Annotated in this window: 14 protein-coding genes and 1 pseudogene; 8 read left to right on the forward strand and 7 right to left on the reverse strand. The window is 67.6% G+C overall.

What is annotated here, in order from left to right:
* The first annotated feature begins 385 nt into the window (after window positions 1-385).
* Entirely contained in the window at window positions 386-2,548 is a 2,163-nt protein-coding gene (locus FR943_RS22615) for a SulP family inorganic anion transporter (RefSeq protein WP_217160516.1), read from the forward strand.
* Window positions 2,549-2,644: 96 nt separating this feature from the next.
* On the opposite strand, the pseudogene FR943_RS22620 reads toward FR943_RS22615, so the two are convergent.
* The 3 genes and pseudogenes from FR943_RS22620 to grcC1 form a co-directional block, all read right to left on the reverse strand.
* Window positions 2,645-2,898: pseudogene (locus FR943_RS22620) on the reverse strand (DUF1326 domain-containing protein); the annotation flags it as partial.
* A gap of 162 nt (window positions 2,899-3,060) precedes the next feature.
* Window positions 3,061-3,945, reverse strand: coding sequence for a zinc metalloprotease HtpX (gene htpX / locus FR943_RS22625; RefSeq protein WP_217160517.1), 885 nt, complete (start codon window positions 3,943-3,945; stop codon window positions 3,061-3,063).
* A gap of 103 nt (window positions 3,946-4,048) precedes the next feature.
* Complete coding sequence (grcC1, locus tag FR943_RS22630; protein ID WP_217160518.1) at window positions 4,049-5,056, reverse strand: nonaprenyl/(2E,6E)-farnesyl/geranylgeranyl diphosphat synthase; 1,008 nt, start codon at window positions 5,054-5,056, stop codon at window positions 4,049-4,051.
* A 21-nt stretch (window positions 5,057-5,077) separates the two neighbouring features.
* Between grcC1 and menJ the strand changes: the two genes are divergently transcribed.
* Complete coding sequence (gene menJ, locus FR943_RS22635; protein ID WP_217160519.1) at window positions 5,078-6,298, forward strand: menaquinone reductase MenJ; 1,221 nt, start codon at window positions 5,078-5,080, stop codon at window positions 6,296-6,298.
* On the opposite strand, the gene FR943_RS22640 is transcribed toward menJ, so the two are convergent.
* The 4 genes from FR943_RS22640 to FR943_RS22655 all read right to left on the reverse strand — a co-directional run bounded on the left by FR943_RS22640 (window position 6,291) and on the right by FR943_RS22655 (window position 10,023).
* Window positions 6,291-6,779, reverse strand: coding sequence for a TspO/MBR family protein (locus tag FR943_RS22640; protein ID WP_217160520.1), 489 nt, complete (start codon window positions 6,777-6,779; stop codon window positions 6,291-6,293). The genes menJ and FR943_RS22640 overlap by 8 nt on opposite strands.
* Before the next feature lie 134 nt (window positions 6,780-6,913).
* Window positions 6,914-7,195 (reverse strand): pyrimidine/purine nucleoside phosphorylase, encoded by a 282-nt coding sequence (ppnP, locus tag FR943_RS22645; protein ID WP_217160521.1) that lies wholly within the window; start codon window positions 7,193-7,195, stop codon window positions 6,914-6,916.
* A gap of 44 nt (window positions 7,196-7,239) precedes the next feature.
* On the reverse strand, window positions 7,240-8,172 hold the full coding sequence (locus FR943_RS22650; protein WP_308170630.1) for a CobW family GTP-binding protein: 933 nt from the start codon (window positions 8,170-8,172) through the stop codon (window positions 7,240-7,242).
* A gap of 66 nt (window positions 8,173-8,238) precedes the next feature.
* Complete coding sequence (locus FR943_RS22655) at window positions 8,239-10,023, reverse strand: hydroxysqualene dehydroxylase (protein WP_217160522.1); 1,785 nt, start codon at window positions 10,021-10,023, stop codon at window positions 8,239-8,241.
* A gap of 317 nt (window positions 10,024-10,340) precedes the next feature.
* Between FR943_RS22655 and FR943_RS22660 the strand changes: the two genes are divergently transcribed.
* The 6 genes from FR943_RS22660 to FR943_RS22685 are packed head-to-tail and all read left to right on the forward strand — an operon-like array spanning window position 10,341 to window position 16,660.
* The gene (locus tag FR943_RS22660; RefSeq protein WP_217160523.1) at window positions 10,341-11,150 is read left to right on the forward strand and encodes an MlaE family ABC transporter permease; all 810 of its coding nucleotides are present in this window, start codon (window positions 10,341-10,343) and stop codon (window positions 11,148-11,150) included.
* Window positions 11,150-12,007 (forward strand): MlaE family ABC transporter permease, encoded by an 858-nt coding sequence (locus FR943_RS22665; RefSeq protein WP_217160524.1) that lies wholly within the window; start codon window positions 11,150-11,152, stop codon window positions 12,005-12,007. Before FR943_RS22660 ends, FR943_RS22665 begins: the two co-directional genes overlap by 1 nt.
* Complete coding sequence (locus FR943_RS22670; protein WP_217160525.1) at window positions 12,004-13,449, forward strand: MCE family protein; 1,446 nt, start codon at window positions 12,004-12,006, stop codon at window positions 13,447-13,449. Before FR943_RS22665 ends, FR943_RS22670 begins: the two co-directional genes overlap by 4 nt.
* Window positions 13,446-14,498, forward strand: a complete 1,053-nt coding sequence (locus FR943_RS22675; RefSeq protein WP_217160526.1) for an MCE family protein — start codon at window positions 13,446-13,448, stop codon at window positions 14,496-14,498. The genes FR943_RS22670 and FR943_RS22675 overlap by 4 nt, the downstream gene beginning before the upstream one ends.
* Window positions 14,499-15,557 (forward strand): MCE family protein, encoded by a 1,059-nt coding sequence (locus FR943_RS22680; RefSeq protein WP_308170631.1) that lies wholly within the window; start codon window positions 14,499-14,501, stop codon window positions 15,555-15,557.
* A complete protein-coding gene (locus FR943_RS22685) occupies window positions 15,554-16,660 on the forward strand; it encodes an MCE family protein (protein WP_217160527.1) in 1,107 nt (368 codons plus the stop codon). The genes FR943_RS22680 and FR943_RS22685 overlap by 4 nt, the downstream gene beginning before the upstream one ends.
* Window positions 16,661-16,662 lie beyond the last annotated feature (2 nt).

Raw genomic sequence — 16,662 nt, forward strand, 5'->3', positions numbered from 1 at the left:
CACTTTCGACATACCACGTGACGCGGCGCCAGAAGGCCTGCAATACATACCTTTTCAAACATCCAGGTGAACATTTGGTGCTGGCTCGATCGCGGTACGGCGTGATTCCCGCTGCCTACCAGGCACATTCGGATACGCGATACGCGCCTGAAACATTTGGGTTCTCTATGCATGCGGCAAACTTCCTTGCCGCTGCTCACAGCGATAAATACGCTCGCTCACAGCAATTGGGTGTAGCCGAGCCGCGGCAGGTCCGCGACTGGACTTGTGTCGCTCTGCGCTTCAACACCTTTCAGTAGTCGTCTACCGACGACGACGTCAATAACTTTGCGCGGACCGCAACGGGGCGAGCCGTCGCATCACCAACTCCCCCCGGAGGCGCGCAATGCAGCAAACCGCACAACTCGCGGAACGGGCCAGGTCCGTCCTGCGCTACGACCTACCTGCCTCGCTGGTGGTGTTCCTGGTCGCCCTCCCCCTGTCACTGGGTATCGCCGTGGCCTCCGGCGCCCCGGTGCTGGCCGGCATCATCGCGGCCATCGTCGGCGGCATCGTCGCCGGCTCACTGGGCGGGTCCCCCCTGCAGGTCAGCGGGCCGGCCGCGGGCCTGACGGTGGTGGTCGCCGGCCTGATCAGCCAGTTCGGCTGGGCGGTGACGTGCGCGATCACCGTCGGCGCAGGCGTGCTGCAGGTGCTGTTCGGGCTGAGCCGGGTGGCACGGGCCGCGCTGGCGATCTCCCCGGTCGTGGTGCACGCGATGCTGGCCGGTATCGGCATCACCATCGCCCTGCAGCAGGTACATGTGTTACTCGGCGGCAGCTCCAACAGCTCGGCCTGGGCCAACATCTCCGAGCTGCCCGCCCAGCTGATGAGCGCCCACGGACCCGGCCTGCTGCTGGGCCTGCTGGTCATCGTCACCTTGGTGGGGTGGCGCTGGGTGCCTGCCCCGATCAACAAAGTCCCGGCCCCGCTCGTCGCGATCGTGGGCGTGACGGTCCTGTCGGTGCTGGCACCGTTCGATGTCAGCCGGATTCAGATCAACGAATCGCTGATCGACGCGCTGGCCTTGCCCAGCCTGCCCGATGGCAACTGGGCCGCCTTCGCAGGCGGCATCTTGACCGTCGCGCTCATCGCCAGCGTGGAAAGCCTGCTGTCGGCCGTATCTGTCGACCGCATGCACAACGGACCCCGCACCAACTTCGACCGCGAGATGATCGGCCAGGGCGCCGCGAACATCGCTTCCGGGGCCGTCGGCGGACTGCCGGTCACCGGTGTCATCGTGCGCAGCTCCACGAACGTCGCCGCCGGTGCGCGCACCCGGGCCTCGGCGATCATGCACGGCGTGTGGATCCTGGCCTTCGCCGTACCGTTCGCCGGCCTGGCACAGATGATCCCCACCGCGGCCCTGGCCGGCCTGCTCATCATGATCGGCCTGCGGCTCGTCAATCGCGCCCATATCGAAACCGCAAGGCTCACCGGCGATTTGGCGGTCTACGTGATCACCATCGCGAGCGTGGTGTTCCTCAACCTGCTCGAAGGTGTGGCGATCGGCCTGGTGCTGGCGATCGCGCTGACGGTGTGGCGAGTGGTGCGGACCAAGATTCATGCCGAGCCGGCCGGCGCGCAGGACTGGCTGGTCACCATCGAGGGCTCCTGCACCTTCCTGTCGCTGCCCAAGCTGACCAAGACCCTGGCCACCGTGCCCGCCGACGCCGATGCGACGGTGGAACTGTCCGTGGACTTCATCGACCACGCCGCCCATCAGGCCATCGAGGACTGGTGCCGCCAGCACCGCGCCGCCGGCAACAATGTCGAGCTGCACGACCTGGGCGCCGTCGAGATGGACAGCGCGGTGCTGGGACCGCCGATCCGCAACTTCACCCCGTTCGACAAGCGGTCGGGTGTGGTGCCGTGGAGTTCCTGGCAGCCGAACGAGACCCCGTCGGTGCTTCACGGGCTCGCCGCCTACCACCGGCGTACCGCCCCGGTGCTGCGCCCGCACCTGCAGGATCTGACCCACACGCAGAACCCGGAAACCCTGTTCCTCACCTGCGCCGATTCCCGGGTGGTGCCCAACGTCATCACCAGCAGCGGGCCGGGCGACCTGTTCACCGTGCGCAACGTCGGCAACATCGTCCCCGCCGGCCAGGCCGACGCCTCGATCGAAGCCGCCATCGCGTTCGCGGTCGACAATCTCAACGTGTCCTCGATCGTGGTGTGCGGGCACTCCAGCTGCGGTGCGATGACCGCGATGCTGGACAAGGCAGGCGACGGCGATGAGCACCTGAAATCCTGGCTGGCCCACGGCGACCCGTCGCTGGCAGCGTTCGACGGCGGTCGCCACCCGGTGGCACTGTCCGCCGCCGAGGCCGGGTTCGGCACCGTGGACCAACTGTCGATGGTCAACATCGCGGTGCAGGTGCAGACCCTGCAGTCACATCCGCTGGCGCGGCGGGTCAACGTGATCGGCCTGTTCTACGACATCGCCAGCGCCGGCGTGCTGCGGGTGACACCCACCCACGTCGAAACCCTCGCTGACGCGGCATAACTCAAGCACCGCACTCAGCACCGCGAGCGTGCGTGTCTGCTGCCCACACACCGTGTTCGGGCAGCAGTTCACGCACGCTCGCGGCCGCCGTCAGCGCTCTGGATGCCAATCGAACGCGAAATGCTTGCTCGACGCGCCGCGATATTCGTGGGAGAAGTCGAAGCCGACCGCCTCGTCCTTGGTGACCACGCCCCAGGTGGCGACCGGCCCGGGATCTCGGGCCCGCCAGTAGGTCAGATCGTCGGCCGCGTCGAAAGTGATGGGCGCGTACCCGATTCCACGCAGATCCTTGATCAGGCTGTCGAACTCCCCGGCCAGCCACCTTCGTAGCCGGTGAAGATCTGCTCCAGGGGCGGCAAGTTGGTCAGTCGCGTATGTGGGCCCCTCCGCGAAGGGGGGCGAGGCGGTGTGAGCGTGCTCAAAATGCTGCCGACGAGCGGCGCGTCGCGGAGCCGACGCGCCGCTCGCGGTGCAGGGGGACGAACGCGGTGCAGGGGTGGCGGGGATGAAACCTAGAAGCGGCCGGGGCTTGTCCCGTCATGGCCGGCCATGTCCTCGAGCCGACGGATCCGGTCGGCGATCGGGGGGTGGGTCGAGAACAGCTTGCCGATGCGTTCGCCGGCGCGGAACGGGCTGGCGATCATCAGGTGCGCCTGATCGGCCAGCTGCGGCTGCGGCGGCAACGGGGCCGCCTCGACGCCACCGGAGATCTTGCGCAGCGCCGAGGCCAATGCCAGTGGGTCACCGGTCAATTCGGCGCCGGACTGGTCGGCCTGGTACTCACGCTGACGCGACACCGCCATCCGCACCACCGTGGCCGCAATCGGGCCCAGCAGCGAAACCAGAAGCATGGCAAGCGGATTGCCGCCCTCCCGGTTACCGCCGAACATTCCGGCGAACATCGCCATATTGGCCAGCGCCGTGATCACCGACGCCATCGCGCCGGCCACACACGAGATCAGGATGTCACGGTTGTAGACGTGGGACAGCTCGTGGCCGAGCACCGCACGCAGCTCACGCTCGTTGAGGATCTGCAGAATGCCGGTGGTACAGCACACCGCGGCGTTGCGCGGGTTGCGACCGGTGGCGAACGCGTTCGGATTGGCGGTGTCCGAGATGTACAGGCGCGGCATCGGCTGGTGCGCCGTAGTGGCCAGCTCCCGGACGATTCGATAGATCTCGGGCGCCTGCACCTCGGTGATCGGCTGGGCGTGCATCGCGCGCAGCGCCATCTTGTCGCTGTTGAAGTACACGTAGACGTTCATGCCGACGGCGAACAGCACCGCCAGGTACATCACGTTGCGGCCGAACAGCGAACCGACGAACACGATCAGCGCCGACATGCCGACCAGCAACAGGAACGTCTTGATCCGGTTCGCGTGCGGATTCCAGGTCATCGCAGCTTCCTCCTACCAGGCAACCACTCGGCAACCTTCGCTGATTAAACGCTCAGTTACCCGGCAGGGTTCCGGAAACAGCCGTGACGGTTCACGGCCGAGATCAGCCGTGACGGTTCACCGTGTAGTCCACCAGGGTGGCCAACGCGTCGCGTCCCGGGCCGGCCGGCAGGCTGGCGAGCTCGTCGCGGGCCTGCGCGGCATATTCGGCCACCTTCTCCTTGGCCCGGACCATCCCGGCCGAACGCCGCAGCAGCGCCAGCGCCTCCGCCACGTCCTCGTCCCGCTCCACCGGCTTGGCCAGCAAATCACGCAACCGCTCGGCATCCGGACCGGCCTCGCGCAGTGCGTAGAGCACGGGCAGGGTGTGCACGCCCTCGCGCAGGTCAGTGCCGGGAACCTTGCCCGACTCGTCGGGATCGCTGTCGATGTCGATGATGTCGTCGGAGATCTGGAATGCGGTGCCGACGATGCCGCCGAGCCGGTGCAGACGCTCGACCTGCTCGTCATCGGCACCCGAGAACGTCGCACCGAAGCGGCCCGAGGCCGCGATCAGGCAGGCGGTCTTCTCGTAGACCACCTTGAGGTAGTGGTCGACGGAGTCGACATGCTCGGCCGCCCCACGCGTCTCGCGCATCTGGCCCGTCACCAACTGGGCGAATGTGTCGGCAATCACACGCACCGCGTCCGGCCCCAGCCGCGACACCAGCCGCGACGCCGTGGCGAACAGGTAGTCGCCGGCCAGGATGGCGATGTTGTTGCCCCACCGGGCGTTGGCGCTCGGCGCCCCGCGCCGCATCTGGGCCTCGTCCATCACGTCGTCGTGATACAGCGTGGCCAGGTGCACCAGCTCGATGACGGCGCCGGCGATCGTCACCTCCGGATCGTCGGGCCGGGGTCCCAACGACGCCGCGAGCACGGTGAACAGCGGGCGGAACCGCTTGCCGCCGGCCTGGAAAAGATGCTGAACGGCCTCGGCCATGAGCTCATCGGCTTTGCCCAGCTCGTCAGACATCAGGTGTTCGATCCTGGCCACGTTGTCCCGGACGTCCGCGGCGAACGCCGGGTCCCCGAAATCAACTCCCGCCACCACAGTCGCTGGTGTCCTCATTCGTCCAACATACTGGGAGCAATGGATATCAAGGCAGACGTGGTCGTCGTGGGCGCCGGGCCGGCCGGGTCGGCGGCCGCGGCATGGGCGGCGCGCGCCGGGCGTGACGTGCTCGTCCTCGACGCAGCACAGTTCCCCCGGGACAAAGCGTGCGGCGACGGGCTGACCCCGCGGGCGGTCACGGAGCTGGAACGGCTCGGTATGGCGCCGTGGCTCGACACCCGAATTCGGCACCACGGGCTGCGGATGTCGGGGTTCGGCGCCGACGTCGAGGTGGCCTGGCCCGGGCCGTCGTTCCCGTCCACGTCCAGCGCGGTTCCGCGCACCGAACTCGACGACCGGATCCGGTCGGTCGCCGCCGATGACGGTGCCAAAATGCATCTGGGCGCCAAAGCTGTTGGGGTTTCCCATAATTCGCGCGGTCGCGTCGAGTCGGTACAACTCGATGACGGCGCCGCCGTCGGCTGCACCGATCTGATCGTGGCCGACGGCGCCCGCTCCACCCTGGGCCGGATGTTGGGCCGCACCTGGCACAAGGAAACCGTCTACGGCACCGCCATCCGCGGCTACATCGCCACTCCCCGCGGCGACGAGCCGTGGATCACCTCGCATCTGGAGCTGCGCTCCCCCGAAGGGCAGGTGCTGCCCGGCTACGGCTGGATCTTCCCGCTGGGCAACGGCGAGGTGAACATCGGCGTGGGCGCGCTGGCGACGGCCAAACGACCGGCCCACGCCGCCCTGCGGCCGCTGCTGTCCTACTACACCGGCCTGCGCCGCGCGGAGTGGGGATTCACCGGCGAACCGCGGGCCGCGCTGTCGGCCCTGCTACCGATGGGGGGCGCCGTGTCGGGGGTGGCCGGCCCCAACTGGATGCTCGTCGGCGACGCCGCGGCCTGCGTCAACCCGCTCAACGGCGAGGGCATCGACTACGGGCTGGAGACCGGCCGGCTGGCCGCCGAGCTGCTCGGCTCCGGTGACTACTCGCAGGTCTGGCCGACGGTGTTGCAAGAGCACTACGCGCACGGGTTCTCGGTGGCCCGGCGCCTGGCACTGCTGCTCACCCTGCCGCGGTTCCTGCCGGCCACCGGTCCGGTGGCACTGCGCTCGACCACGCTGATGCGCATCGCCGTGCGGGTGATGGGCAATTTGGTCACCGAAGAGGACGACGACTGGATCGCCCGGGTGTGGCGTGGCGCCGGCCTGGCGTCACGTCGGTTGGATCAGCGCAAGCCGTTCAGCTGATCGGGCGGTTGAGCATCCAGATGCTGGTGGACAGCGCCGTCGCGAACGCGCACCACAGCGGGTAGGGCGCGAGGGTCGCGCCGGGCGCGCCCTGGGCCGACACTGCACGACGGGTCAGATCCGCACTGCTGACGGTCAGCGCGGCGGCGGTGACGGCTGCGGCGCCCAGTTGACGCCGGGAGAAGAACACCCATGACCAGGCGGCGTTGACGGCCAGGTTGACGCCCAGCGCCGCGGTGTAGACGCGGGCCTGGTCTGCTCGGCCGTCGGCGCGCAACGTATCGAGCGTACGAGCCGAGGTCACCGCGATATCGGCGTACAGGATCGGCCAGACGATCGGAAATGCTTGTCGCGGAGGCTGAAACGACGGCTTGCGCAGCCGTTCGTACCACTTGGACTGGGCCGGCCTGCTGGCCAGGCCGCCGACGAGCGCAGTGGTCAATGCCGCGGTGGTCGTTTTGGCCAGGGTGATCGGTCGCATGGCTTGCTGATTACCCGAACCGGGTGATCTGCACACTCGCTCGCGGGTCGCCGATTTCTGCGCCTGGGTTGTGACGAGCGACGCCGAACAGCCCTGCGGTAGGAAACGGCGCAGCAGAGGGGGACGGGGTGACGTCAGCGGTACTCGCACAGGTAGGCCGTCTCACCGTCGGCCCGTACCTGGAACTTGCTGTCGGCGGGCACGGTGAATTGTGTTCCGGCCTCGAAGGTTTCCCACTCCTGGCGCCCCGGCAGCCTGACAGTCAGCGCGCCGGAGACCACCTGCATGATCTCCAGCTGGGAGGTGCCGAACTCGTATTCGCCGACGGCCATGACCCCGACGGTGGCCCGCCCCTGGGGCGTCTCGAAGGCGATCGAGGCGACGTCCCCGTCGAAGTACTCGTTGACCTTGAACAATGCGGCTCCTTGATTCCGGGAAGTGGCAAGGATAGCCGGGCCGGCTACACCACGAATTTGAGCACCCCGAGCATCGCGTTCTCGTCGGCCGGTTCACCGACGCAGCGCTGGAGCCCGGCCAGCAGCGCCTGCGTGTCCATCCCGGTGCCGATCAGTACCAACTCGGTGCCGCCCGACCGCCGCTTCTCGAACCGTAGCGAGCTGCCGACCAGCTGCAGCAGGAAACGCTGCGCACCGAAGTCGACGAAACCTTTGGCGCGGTAGAGCCCGAGGGGGCGATCCCGGAGAAACTCCATGAACAGCCGCGGGTTCAGCGGGGTGTCGCCGCGGAACTCCACGCTCTGATACTCCGGATGAGCGTGGTCATGTTCGTCGCACAACAACTCGTCGAACGACAGCTGGGCCTGCGGCGCCCGCTCCGGCGGGTCGATCAGCAGCTCCGGGTCGATCCGGGCAAAGTCGGTGGACAACACCGGAACCCGGGGATTGAGCTCGCGGATCCGCGCCCGCAGGCCTTCGGCGTCAGGACCTGAGGACGCCTTGTTGAGCACCACCAGATCGGCGACCGGCACCCCGTGGCCGAGGTCGGGTTGCAGGCCGTCGACGACCAGGACCAGGCCCGCGTAGTGGAAGCGGGAGTCGTCGGCGGTGATGATGGTGCGGGCCAGGGCGGCCGGCTCGGCCACCCCGCTGGCCTCCACCACGATGAGATCCAGCCGGGGTTTGACGGCCGCGAGCTTGCCCAGCATCTCGCCGACTTCGTCGCCGTCGACCGCGCAGCAGATGCATCCGTTGGACAGCGAGGCCATCGCGTCGACCTGGCCGGCCACCAGCATGGCGTCGATGTTGACCGCGCCGAAGTCGTTGACGAGCGCGCCGATGCGGACCCCGCGGCCATTGCGCAGCAGGTGGTTGAGCAGCGTGGTCTTACCGGCGCCGAGGTGTCCGGCGATGGCCAGCACGGGTACCGAGGTCACCGGGCCATCGTAGGCGTGTGATTTGGGTGTGTTCAGCGGCGGTGAGCGCCGCTGAACACACCCAAATCACGTGGGCCAGCGGGTGTCGGCGATGTCCAGCGCGTGCGGCAGCCTGGCCCGGTACCGCGCCTTGTCGGCCGCCTTGAACGGGCCCCACCACGGCGCCTGGAACAGCTCGACGACCTTGACCTTGGGCCCGTTGTAGCCCGAGGCCATCAACACCCCGTTGGCCGCGTACCGGCCGCCCTCGTTGGCCCCCTCCATCGTGGTGACGTTCTGATCGGTCTTGATCCACTCGCCGGCCAGGAAGAAGTTGTCGATCCCGGTGACCGCCTCCGGCCGCCGCGCCCACGACCCGGGGTCCTGGATGAACAGCGGTTCGTCGTTGCGCACGTTGGGCGTGCCCGAGTCGATGATCGACGGGTCCAGGAACCACGAGTGCAGCATCGCGTCGGTCACCACCGTGCCGGTGTCGTTGAGGTGCGCCTTGATCTGCGCCCAGGCCTCGGCGGCGATCTGCGGCGGGGTGCACTGCCGGGCGCTGAGTCCGTTGAAATTCCCCGGGGTACTCCAGTCCGAGATGATCGCCGACAGGCAATCCCTGACGGTGCCGTCCCCGTAGGAGGTCAGCGGCCGCTTCCAGAACTGTGCCTCGCTGATCGAGGTGAGACCCCACCCGGAGTCGACGTAGTTGACGTGTCCCTTGGTGACGTCGACGCGCTCGCGGAGGAAGAACATCAACCCGTTCATCCACTCGGTGCGCAACGCCGCCACCGAGGCCAGCTTGGGATCGGCGGCAATCACCTCGGGAGTCAGCACCGCGGCCAGCTTCTCGCACGGCACCGCCGAGACGTACCAGTCGGCGACCACCGGCTGGGCCACCCCGTTGCCGTCCACCACGGTGGCCGACGCGATGTGGCGCCCGTTGGTGCTCAGCCGCGCCAACGCCTGCCCGAGCCGGAACGTCACCCCCAGCGACTGCAGGTGGCTGACCCAGGGATCGATCCACTGCAGGCTCGTGGGTCCGTTGAGCACCCGGTCGAAACCCTTGTTGTCGATGTCGTTGCCCAGCAGCAGGATCGACCACACCGAGGCCTCGCCCACCAACCCGATCGAATGCGCGCTGGCGTCCTTGGATTTGGAGGCGGCCAGGTTGCGGATGATTCCGTCGGCCAGGTAGCGGTTGTACTCCTTGCTCTTGTGGTCCGCGCCGATGTACTTCTCCCAGGTCATGTTGTCCCACTGGCCGAGCTTGCGCTCGTCGCAACTGGTCACGTACACCGCGAGCTTCTGCGCGGCGTACACCGCCTCCAGCGGCGGCAACCGGAACAACGTCTGGAACACCGCGGCCACCGACTCGACGAACGCCTTGGGCGTGATCGGATTGGGCAGCGTCGGGATCGGAAACGGCAGGGGGATGGTCAGATCCGCCCGCCCCAGCCCCGAATGCAGATACGACGTGGCCCGGGTCAGGTTTTGCCAGACACCGAAGGTGTTGCCGGCGAACGGAATACGCCGCATCGTGTCGGTGACGTTGCGGTAGAAGCCCGGAAAGAACCGGAAACCGTGTTCGGCCGGCAGCGGACTGCCCGTCGGTGACGGAGCCGCGATGGAACGCGCCTTGCCACCGAGCGCCTTGCGCTCGAACACCGTGACCCGGTAGCCCCGCTCGGCCAGTTCATGGGCGGCGGTCAGACCCGCCACCCCGGCGCCGAATATCGCCACCGTGGAGCCCGGCGCGGCACGTGCGGATCCCGGGCCGCTCAATGCGGCGGCGGCCACTCCGGCCGTCGCCGTGCCGGCCAAAAACGACCGACGAGTGACCTGACGTTCCCCGACCCCACCCGCCATACCGACACCACCTCAGCTCGGCAACCCTGTGGAGGCTAAGTTAATGGTGATTCGACGCGGCGCGCCGATGCGACACGCCGAGTTGAGTCCCGGATGCCATAACACGATCGAATGATCACAAATACGGGGCTAGAACTGTTCTCGACCTCATAAGACAGGAGCAACGAGCTCGAGAATAGGCATTCACTTAATCCTTGCGGCGACGCCGCAGGATGTGACATGCTCCACAGGCGACCGGGGGGTCGAAACCGTGCCCAGCACAACCGGTGGTCACCGGTTCGGCCCCGCGCATGCCACCACATCGCGGAAGGAACTCGATGACCTACGAGCTACCAGCGCCCAAGGGCCCCATGCGGGACGTCCTGGTCCAGGGCGGCTACGTGCTCGGCTTCTCGGTGCAGGCGCTCGTCAGCGTCGTCACCGCGCTGTTCCGTCGCCGCCTGGTGCTCGAAGAGGTCGTCCACCAGACCCTGTTCATCGGCCGGGTCTGCACCGGCCCGGCCCTGCTGCTGATGATGCCCATCGGCGTGTTCATCGCGGTGTCGGTGGGCGAGCTGGCCGGGCGCATCGGTGCCGGCGGCTACTCAGGCGCCGTGGTGGCCTTCATCATCGTCGGCCAGGCCGCGGCCCTGGTGTGCGCACTGATGATGGCCGGGGTCGCCGGGTCGGCGATCTGCACCGACCTCGGTTCCCGCACCATCCGCGAAGAGATCGACGCGATGGAGGTGATGGGCCTGGACGTGATCGAGCGCCTCGTCGCCCCGCGTCTGATCGCCGCCGTGATCGTGGCGCTGGCGCTCTGCTCGATCGTCACGTTCGGCGGCGTGATGGCGTGCTACCTCTACCACATCAGTGTGCAGCATCTGCCCGCCGGAACGTTCCTGGCCACCTTCAGCCAGTACGGGCAGGTCTCGGATTTCGTGATGGCCCTGATCAAATCGGCGGTCTTCGGGCTCACCTCCACGCTGGTCGCCACATTCAAGGGCCTGCACACCAAGGGCGGCGCCGGCGGTGTGGCCAACGCGGTGAACGAGGCCGTGGTGCTGGCGTTCGCGCTGGTCTTCATCCTCAACACCACCATGTCCGCGCTGTACACCGTGGTGGTGCCGGCAGTGGGTAACTACTGATGACCGCCGTCACCAGTGGGGCTGCCCTGCACCGGGTTTCACGACCAGTCATTGCGGGCTTCGACGCCCTGGCCGTCGCGGGGCAGCACGTGACGTTCTACGCCAAGGTCATCGGGTCGCTGCCCTACGCCCTGGTGCGCTACCGCAAGCACACCCTGGGCCAGATCGGTGAAGTCACCTTCGGCACCAGCTCGCTACTGTCCGGCGGCGGAACCATCGGGATCGTGTTCGCCATGTCCCTGGCCGCGGCCATGATGCTGGGCGTCGAAACCCAGCGCGGGCTGGACCTGGTCGGGATGAACACGCTCTCGGGCATGCTGGCCGCGATCGCCAACACCCGCGAACTGGCGCCGGTGGTGGTGGCAATCGCGTTGGCCGCCAAGGTCGGTACCGGATTCACCGCGCAGATCGGCGCCATGCGGATCTCCGACGAGATCGACGCACTCGACGCGATGGCGCTGCGCTCCATCCCCTACCTGGTCGGCACCCGGGTGCTGGCCTCGGTCGTCTGCGTCATCCCGATCTACATGATCGGACTGCTGGCCAGCTACCTGTCCACCCGCACCGTGGTGGTGTTCTTCAACGGCGCCTCCCCCGGCACCTACGACTACTTCTTCCACCTCGCCCTGGGACCACAGGACCTGCTGTACTCCGGGATCAAGGCGATCGTCTTCGCGATCGTGGTGGCCCTGGTGCACTGCACCTACGGCTATTTCGCCTCCGGCGGCCCCGCCGGGGTGGGCCAGGCCGCCGGCCGCGCGCTGCGCACCGCGATCCTGGCCGTCGGCATCCTCGACGTGCTGCTCACCTTCGCGTTGTGGGGCCTGGTCCCCGAGATCCCGGGGATGGGCATATGAGCCGGCGCGCCGAACCCGGCCGGGTGCGATTGGCGCTGCGCGGCCTGGCTGCCGTGGCGGTGGCCGCGGCCGTGGCAGCCCTGCTGGTGGCCCGGGCCTCCGGGCAGCTCGAGCGCACCGCCGACGTGTACGTCGGTGTCCCGGTGTCGGCCGGCCTGATCACCGGCGGGTCTCCGGTCCGCTACCACGGCGTCAACGTGGGGCACATCGCCGACATCGAATCGGGCACCCACACCTCCCGGGTCCGGTTGGCGATCGAACCCGACAGCCTCGGCATCATCCCGTCCTCGGCCGTCGCCCGCATCGTGCCCCGCACCTTCTTCGGCGACATCTACCTGCAACTCGTCGACCCGCAAGGCCAACGATCGGGAACCGGCCTGAAAGCCGGCGACACCGTGGCCGTCGATGACAGCCCCGACGCGATGGCCCTCTACGACGTGTTCACCAAGGTCGTCGCCCTGTTCTCCCAGATCAAGCCCGAACGCATGCAGACCGCCCTCACCGCGATCAGCCAGTCACTGCGCAACCGCGGCACCGAACTGGGCACCACGATCGACAACCTGAGCGCCAGCACCGAGGTACTGACCCCGTCACTGTTGCGATTCCTCGACACCACACCGCAATTCCGCGATGTGATGGCCTCGCTGAACACCGCCACCCCCGACATCATCTCCACGCTGTCGGCGGCCACCTCGGTCTCCAACCGGATGGTCGACGACCAGAAGAAGTTCGCCTCGGCGATCGACGGTTTCGCCCGGTTCTCCTCGGTGCTCACCTCGTTCCTGTCCGATCACCGCGAGCACCTGATCACCGTGGTCGACGCGGCCGGCAAGATCATGGCCACCACCGCGGCGCAGCCACTCGGACTGGTCGACACGCTGGCCGGGGCACAGGCTTTCGGTGAAGCCGGGGCCAAGGTGTTCGCCACGGGCAAGTTCAACATCACCGCGGTGGCGACCTTCGCCGGGCCGATGCCGTACTCGCTGAAGGACTGTCCGGTCTACGGAACCAGCCAGGGCGCCCGGTGCGCCGAATCCGCACCGTCGGGCGACGTCCCGACACAGCCCGCCGATGTGCTCGCCCGCCCGGCCGCCGACCTGCCCGTCACGCCGTTCACCCCGCCCGCACCGCACCTGCCGGTGCACTCCCACCTGCCGCCAGGGCCCGGGCTGCCGCCATCCGCGCCCATCCCGTCGGCGCCCGCTCCCACCCCGCCGCCGGAACTGCTTCCGGCGGAAGCCATCCCGGCGGCACCCGCACCATCGATCCCCGAGGTTGCGCCCGCGAGCTCCGTCGTCGACGCCGACGGCGAAGCGCACGCCCTGGCGGTGCTCCAGGACGAACTGGTGCCGCCGAACGGCAGCCCCACGGCCCAACCCAATATCGCCACGGTCCTCATGCTCGGGCCGCTGGTGCGTGGCACGGAAGTACAGGTCTCATGAAGCGGAACGGTCGGTGGCAGTCGTGGGCCAAGCTGGGCGCCTTCAGCACAACCGGCGTACTCAGCGCAGTGCTGGTGGTCAACACCCTGTCGGTGCCGGTGCGCGGCAGCACCGTCACCTATCAGGCGCAGTTCAGCAGCGTCGAGGGTCTCAACGTCGGAAACCCGGTGACCATGAACGGAATTCGGATCGGACGGGTGGACTCGATCCGGTTCGCCCCCAACTCCGACGGCACCAGCCGAGCCGACGTCGACATCGAGGTCAGCTCTGACTTCACGCTGACCGGCAACGTCACCGCCGCCGTGCGGTACGGCGACATGCTCGGCGCGCGCTACGTCGCACTGTCGGACCCGGGCGGGGCGATCGTCGACGTGTCCACCGACGAACCGCCGGCCCGACTGGCCGCCGGTGGCGTCATCCCGCTGGCCCAGACCTCCCCGGCGGTGGACCTGACCGCACTGCTCAACGGATTCAAACCGTTGTTCGACGCGCTGTCCCCCGACCAGGTCAACACCTTGACCCGGGGATTTGTCGAGACGTTCAGCGGGCAGGCGCAGACGCTGACCACGCTGCTCACCCAGATCGCCGCGATGACAGGCTCATTGAGCAACAACGCCGGGATTTTCACCCAGCTGATCGACAACATGTCGACGCTGATGCACACCATGAACAGCCGGGCGCCCCAACTGGAAGAGATGCTGCGCGGGCTCAACCGGCTCAGCGCCGCGGTGGCCTCCGGCGACCGGCAGTTCGAGACACTCATCGACCAGGGCAACGCCGTGCTGGCCACGCTGGCCAATACGGTCAACACCTCCAGCGCGGCCTACGGAGAAACCATCACCAACCTCGACGCCATGCTGAAAACCTGGCAGCCCAACAGCGACGAGTTCACAAAACTGCTGACCCGGCTACCGGAGTTCGGCGATGCCATCAACCGCACGACGAGCTACGGCGGGTTCGTCAGCCTGTACCTGTGCAATTTCACCCTGAAGGTCGCCAGCCACGAAGCCAACATCTTCGGCTACACGCATTCCGAGGTGTGTCTGTAAATGATGTTCCTCGTCAAGCTGATCGACCTCTTCGTCGGCGCGGTGATCTTTCTCTTCATCAAGGATCAGCGCAAGCACAACCCGTCAATTCCCTTGGCACTAGGCATGATCGGCACCATCACCCTGGTCTCGATCATGGTCGTCGCGATCGGGATTCCCCGAGCGGTCTACCACGTGCGGACCAACGCCTATGTCGCCGAGCTGGCCAACGCCAGCGGCCTGACCAGTGGCGAACCGGTGTACGTGGCCGGGGTGCCGGCCGGACGCGTCGAAACAGTGGCGCTGGCCGGTGACCGGGTGCGTATCGGCTTCCGGCTGGACAAGGCCCAGGCCTTGGGCAACCGCACCACCGTCACCGTGCGGCTGCGGACCGTGCTGGGTAAGCGCTTCCTGGACGTCATGCCGGCCGGAACCATCAACGGGGTGGATTCCAATGTGATCCCGTTGTCGCGCACCACTGTTCCGTACAGCCTCGACGAGGTCGGGCGCAAGGCCGCCGACACCGCCGAGCACGTCGACCAACAACCGTTGACGGCGATGATGTCCACCCTGACCGAAACCATGCCCGGCGACCGCGCCGAACTCGGCAAGGCCCTGGCCGGGATCAGTGCCGCCAGCTCGGCATTCGCCGAAAACGGGGACAAGATCGACGAGATCTTGCGGATCAGCCGCAAGATGGCCGAAATGCTGTCCAACCAAACCGATTCCCTGGCCGACACCGCCGCCAATGCCCAGTACATCGTGACCTCGCTGGCCGCCCGCCGCCAGGCCCTGACGAACATCGTCGACAACCTGACCGCGATCATGCGCCACCTGGCTGCGATCTACACCGAAAAGCAAGCGGATTTCAGCAGTTTGATCACCGGCCTCACTGCCGTCACGGGCACGTTGAAGGACAACGTCGACAAGATCGACCAGACCCTGCAGAACATGCCCCCGGCGATCCGCGCGGTCACCAACGCCACCGGCAACGGCACCTGGGCCGACGTCAACTCGCCGTCCGTGGTGATGCCCGACAACCTGTTGTGCTTCGTCAATGTCCAGCGGGAGTGCCGATGAAACGCAGAGCCGCGATCGCGATCCTCACGATCCTGTGCCTGGCCGCCGGCGGTTGGTACGTCTTCGGCCGTACCGACCGGGCCCGCACCGTGCACGCCGACTTCGGCTACATCAACGGTATCTACCCGGGCAGCAAGGTCACCGTGCTCGGGGTACCGGTGGGGCGGGTCACCGCCGTGACGCCACAGGGCACCACGGTGCGGGTCACCATGACACTGCCCGACGACGTGACACTGCCCGCCGAGCCCGAGGCCTACGTGGTCAGCCCGGCCCTGATCAGTGACCGCAGTGTCGAACTGGGCCCGGCCTACAGCGGTTCCGGGCCCACCCTGGCCGACGGGCACGTGATCGGCGCCGAGCACAGCCACTCCCCGATCACGTTCGACACCATGCTGGGCAGCCTGAGCACACTGACCTCGGCGATCGGCCCGCAGCAGGGCGACCTCGGCACGGTGCTGTCCCGCGGCGCCGACCAATGGCGCGACCAGGGCAAGCTGTTCAACTCCGCGATGCACAACCTGAGCGCGGCCACCGGCGTGCTCGGTGCCCGGGCCGAGGACATCACCGCGGTGGTGGACAACCTGAGCACGCTGATGGCCGCGTTCAACCAGCGCCAGGTGTCGCTGAACCAGATGGTCACCGAACTCGGCCAGGTCGGCAGCACCTGGGCCGACGCCAACGTCGACATCGCCGCGCCCATGGCCGATCTCAAGGTGGTGCTCGACCAGGTCGACACGTTCGTCACCGAGCACGGCGACGATCTGGGCACCATCGCGACCAACCTCAACGCCATCGGCGACGTGTTGACCGCCAAACAGCCACAGCTGGCCGAGTTCATGGACCTGGTCCCGCTGATGATGCAGAACCTGTCCAACACCATCGGCCCCGACCGGCGCGGTCGCATCCGGCTCAACGTGTCCACGGTGCTCACCCAGTTCGCCGCGGCGCAGAACTTCTGCGACCGCAACATGCTGCCGATGTGTGTGGGCGCGGGGATCACCAACCCGATCTCCTTCCCGATCAGCCGCTCGGACCCGCTGGGCATCATGTCCGCCGTCACCGGCGACAACCCGCCGGCGCCGAACCCGAAGTACCCGAGGTGACC

It is taken from the genome of [Mycobacterium] fortunisiensis, assembly GCF_019050325.1.
GTDB classification, from domain to species: domain Bacteria; phylum Actinomycetota; class Actinomycetes; order Mycobacteriales; family Mycobacteriaceae; genus Mycobacterium; species Mycobacterium fortunisiensis.

Excerpts from the sequence above, each read along its gene's own strand:
- FR943_RS22680 (WP_308170631.1), top strand. The coding sequence starts at position 14,499 with ATGATGTTCCTCGTCAAGCTGATCGACCTCTTCGTCGGCGCGGTGATC.
- FR943_RS22655 (WP_217160522.1), bottom strand. The coding sequence starts at position 10,023 with ATGGCGGGTGGGGTCGGGGAACGTCAGGTCACTCGTCGGTCGTTTTTG.
- grcC1 (WP_217160518.1), bottom strand. The coding sequence starts at position 5,056 with ATGAGGACACCAGCGACTGTGGTGGCGGGAGTTGATTTCGGGGACCCG.
- FR943_RS22670 (WP_217160525.1), top strand. The coding sequence starts at position 12,004 with ATGAGCCGGCGCGCCGAACCCGGCCGGGTGCGATTGGCGCTGCGCGGC.
- FR943_RS22665 (WP_217160524.1), top strand. The coding sequence starts at position 11,150 with ATGACCGCCGTCACCAGTGGGGCTGCCCTGCACCGGGTTTCACGACCA.
- FR943_RS22675 (WP_217160526.1), top strand. The coding sequence starts at position 13,446 with ATGAAGCGGAACGGTCGGTGGCAGTCGTGGGCCAAGCTGGGCGCCTTC.
- FR943_RS22640 (WP_217160520.1), bottom strand. The coding sequence starts at position 6,779 with ATGCGACCGATCACCCTGGCCAAAACGACCACCGCGGCATTGACCACT.
- htpX (WP_217160517.1), bottom strand. The coding sequence starts at position 3,945 with ATGACCTGGAATCCGCACGCGAACCGGATCAAGACGTTCCTGTTGCTG.
- FR943_RS22685 (WP_217160527.1), top strand. The coding sequence starts at position 15,554 with ATGAAACGCAGAGCCGCGATCGCGATCCTCACGATCCTGTGCCTGGCC.
- menJ (WP_217160519.1), top strand. The coding sequence starts at position 5,078 with ATGGATATCAAGGCAGACGTGGTCGTCGTGGGCGCCGGGCCGGCCGGG.
- FR943_RS22660 (WP_217160523.1), top strand. The coding sequence starts at position 10,341 with ATGACCTACGAGCTACCAGCGCCCAAGGGCCCCATGCGGGACGTCCTG.
- FR943_RS22615 (WP_217160516.1), top strand. The coding sequence starts at position 386 with ATGCAGCAAACCGCACAACTCGCGGAACGGGCCAGGTCCGTCCTGCGC.